At 75.2% G+C, this 2,983-nt stretch carries 2 protein-coding genes and 1 pseudogene; 2 read left to right on the top strand and 1 reads right to left on the bottom strand.

Features of this window, described 5'->3' with window-relative positions:
* A partial coding sequence (locus tag DQW85_RS25175; RefSeq protein WP_205315390.1) for a tetratricopeptide repeat protein occupies positions 1-2,235 on the bottom strand: 2,235 nt, incomplete at its 3' end.
* Between the two features lie 104 nt (positions 2,236-2,339).
* On the opposite strand from DQW85_RS25175, the gene DQW85_RS25170 reads away from it, so the two are divergent.
* Entirely contained in the window at positions 2,340-2,699 is a 360-nt protein-coding gene (locus tag DQW85_RS25170) for a hypothetical protein (protein ID WP_113702459.1), read from the top strand.
* Positions 2,700-2,703: 4 nt separating this feature from the next.
* A pseudogene (locus DQW85_RS25165) lies at positions 2,704-2,983 on the top strand (hypothetical protein); the annotation flags it as partial.

The following is a 2,983-nucleotide window of genomic DNA, read 5'->3' as shown; positions in this document are numbered from 1 at the left end:
GGCGCGCCCGGTCCGCTCCGCGCGCATCCTCAGCGCGTCGGACGCGGCGGCCCAGGCTCCACCGCGCCCGGGGGAGCCCGGCATGGCGGCCGCCGCACGCGCCTTCCTGATGGACTCGTCCAGGTCGGCGAGGTCACCGGTGCGCTCGAACCTGAACTTCAACGCGTCGGCGAGTCCCATCAGGGCGTCCGCCAGGCCGGAGCTGTCCGGCGGGTAGCCCGCCTCGGCCTGGCGGAAGCCGTCAACGGCCTCGTCAACGGCCCGCGTGTCACCGCTGAGCAGGAACTCACCGAGCCGGGCGTGGGCGAGGCGGGCGGTGAACAGCGCCCTGTCAGGCCAACCCGCCGGAACCGCCGGGATGGCCTGGCGTGCCAAGGAGACGGCCTCGCGGCTGTCGGCGGGATCGCCGTACCGGGCGAACCTGGTCTGGAGCGCCTCGCTCAACCCGGAGCCGAAGATGTGCCGGGCGGGCGACAGCGGTGGCGCGGCGGCGACGGCCGCGCGGTGCGCCTCGATCGACGACTCCAGATCAGCCGGATCCGACGTCAGCCCGTGCTTGCGGTGCAGCGCGATCCCCAGGAAGGACAGGGAGTTGGCGAGGTGCGGCGCGCCGTTCCGGCCGGACCCGACCGCCTGCCGCCCGTGGCCGATCGCGGCGTCCAGATCGGCCCGCCGCCCGCTCAGTGTGTTGCGGAGCAGGTGCAACTGCAGAAGCGCGGCGTGCGTCGTGCCCAGGGCGGCGGAGCCGGGCTCGGCGTGCGGCAGCAACTCGGCGTACAGCCCGATGGCCCGGTCGGCGTCGCCGATGTCGCCCGAGCTGTGCGCCCGGAGGGTGAGCAGAGCCGCCAGCTCGGCCGCCGCCAGGTCGCGCTCGTCGGGCGTCGTCGCGCTGGAGAGGCGGTGCTCGGCCGCCGAGATCGCGGCCGGCGTCCAGGCCTCTCCCGCCCCCGACCTCAGCCCGCCGGCCATGGCCGCCAGCCGGCCCGCCTGCCCGTCCGCCGCTTCCTGCCCCGACGGCAGGAAGGCGGGGTCGCCGCTGACGGTGAAGCGCATGAGCCTGGCCATGTCGAGGCCCTCGCGCGCTTCCTCGTCGCGCGGGTCGGCCGCCAGAGCGTCGCTGTAGTCGGCGATCAGCTCGTCGAGGTCGGCGACGCCGCTCGTGCGCAGGGCGCGCAGGCCGAGGGCACGGCGCAGGGTCGTCCGCGCCGACGACCGCTGCGCGGTGTCACCGGACGTGCCCGTGACGATGCTCCGCAGCTCCGTGATGGCTCTGTCCAGATCGCCCGGCTCGCCGTCCCGGTCGAACCTTTCGACGAGGAGCGCGCCCCGCTGAAGCCTGACGACCGCGAGCGCGGGGTGGTCCGGCGGGAGCATGTCGAACAGGCGGGTCGCCACCTCGATCGTCTCGTCGAGGTACGAGGTGCCCGGATGGTGTGGGGGTGCGGCGGCCGGATGGTGTGGGGGTGCGGCGGCCGGATCGTGCGGGTGGGCGGCGGCCTGATCGTGCGGGCGTGGGGCGGCCTGATCGAGCGCGTGGCGCGTGCCGAGCAGCAGCATCAGGGCGAGGCTGGCCTGCGTGCGGTGCCGGCCCTCCGCCGCGGCGCCGGTGAGGAGGGCGCGCAGGTCCGCCAGCCGGGCATCGACCGGCGACGGGTCAGCGGTGACCTGGGCGTACACCAGCGTGGCCAGGGACTGGCGCACCACCAGCCTCACCAGCGCGGGATCGTCGGCGGGGACCAGATCCAGGGCCGCGGAGCAGGCCATGAGCGCCTCGGCGGGGTCGATGTCCGTCCGCCCGGCCATGAGTTGCTGCGCGAGCGACAGGCCGAGCTGGGACAGCGCCTCGGCGTCGCCCGGACCGGCCTGCCTGAAAAGGGCGATGGCCGCGTCCCTGTCGTCGAGGTCGCCGGTGGAGTCCGCCCGGGCGGCGAGCGCCTCGCCCAGGCCGGTCAGCCGCTCCACCCGATCCTCGGCACCGGGCGGGGTGGCGTCGAGGGCGCGGCGGTGCAGGCCGACGGCCGTGTGCACGTCGGCGATGCCGCCGAACCTGCGAAAGCGCCTCAGCAGCGCGGCCCCGTGCGCCGCCAGGACGGCCCGCTGAACGGAGCCGCCCGCCGTACGCGCGTGGAGCCGGTCATAGAGCCGGAGCGCCTCGTCGAGCGCCTGGGCCGAGTCCTCGCGGTCGAACCGCTCGACGAGCTCCGCCGCCAGCCGGGAAAGATCGCTCTCCGTCACGCAACGTCTCCGTCCGTGCTCGTTTTCGCTCACCATAGGGCGGGAAACGCGGTCGTGAGTGGAGAATGACGACACACAGTTGGAGGTCGACCGCAGGGGGTCAGGTGGACGAGTACGAAGCCCGGTCGTGGCTCTGCGCCGAGCTGCCGGAGTTGCGCCGCGCGGCGGTCGACGGGCGGTGGACTGCCGCGCTCGACCAGGCGGTCGGGATGGTCAAGCGGAGCGGCGTGGCGCTCGACGCCGTCGCCCTGCTCGATCCCGGCCTGCTCGACGGGGAGCAGGACGCGCACCGGGGCGCACGGCCCCGCGAGCCGTACCTGCTGGCCGGGATGGACGCCAGGCCCCTGGTCGGCGACTACGTCTGCCCGAACGGCTGGTGCGACCGGCGTTCCGGCCGCGACAGCCGGGACAGGCCGCCCGTCTGCGACCTGTATGCCCGCCCCATGCGGTTCGCCGAACGGTGAGCCGGTGGACGGCTTCCTCACCGAGATCGGCAAGAAGCTCGCCGAGCGCTGGCTCGGCCTGCTCGTGCTGCCGGGCCTGCTGTTCGCGGGAGCGGCCTGGTGCGCGTGGGCGCTCGGCCACGGCCACGCGCTCGACCTGCCGCTGCTGATCGCGCAGACCCGGCGGAGCGTGGCCTCGGCGCGTGCCGACGGCCCGACCGTGGTCATCCTCGTCTCCCTCGTGCTGCTGGTGGCCGCCGCCGCCGGACTGGCCGCGCGGGCCGCCGCGCGGCTGGTCGAGTACG

Origin of the sequence: Nonomuraea lactucae (assembly GCF_003313395.1) — a bacterium.
GTDB lineage: Bacteria > Actinomycetota > Actinomycetes > Streptosporangiales > Streptosporangiaceae > Nonomuraea > Nonomuraea lactucae.
The sequence above is the reverse complement of the archived record's forward strand: the minus strand, read 5'-3'. Positions and strand labels throughout refer to the sequence as shown.